Annotated in this window: 1 rRNA gene; it reads left to right on the forward strand. The window is 54.8% G+C overall.

Going from position 1 to position 640, the window contains the following annotated elements:
* Window positions 1–640, forward strand: a 23S ribosomal RNA gene (locus DRV96_RS17840); the annotation flags it as partial.

Below are 640 nucleotides of genomic sequence, written 5' to 3' on the forward strand. Positions count from 1 at the left end.
ACCCCGTGGGAATCCGGCAGGACCATCTGCTAAGGCTAAATACTACCTAGCGACCGATAGCGAAGCAGTACCGTGAGGGAAAGGTGAAAAGCACCCCGGAAGGGGAGTGAAACAGAACCTGAAACCGTGCGCTTACAAGAAGTCAGAGCCCTCTATATGGGTGATGGCGTGCCTTTTGTAGAATGAACCGGCGAGTTACGTTCCCGTGCGAGGTTAAGTCGATGAGACGAAGCCGCAGCGAAAGCGAGTCTGAATAGGGCGAATTACAGTACGTGGACGTAGACCCGAAACCGGGTGATCTACCCCTGTGCAGGGTGAAGGTGCGGTAACACGCACTGGAGGCCCGAACCCACGAGCGTTGAAAAGCTCGGGGATGACGTGGGGGTAGGGGAGAAATTCCAATCGAACTCGGAGATAGCTGGTTCTCCCCGAAATAGCTTTAGGGCTAGCCTCGGAGTAAAGAATTGCGGAGGTAGAGCACTGATTGGGTGCGGGGCCCGCCAAGGGTTACCAAGTCCAGTCAAACTCCGAATGCCGCGTATTCGTATCCGGGAGTCAGACGGTGAGTGCTAAGATCCATCGTCAAAAGGGAAACAGCCCAGATCATCAGCTAAGGTCCCCAAGTGTGTGTTCAGTGGGA

The organism is Azohydromonas sediminis, assembly GCF_003574675.1.
Lineage (GTDB): Bacteria > Pseudomonadota > Gammaproteobacteria > Burkholderiales > Burkholderiaceae_C > Calidifontimicrobium > Calidifontimicrobium sediminis.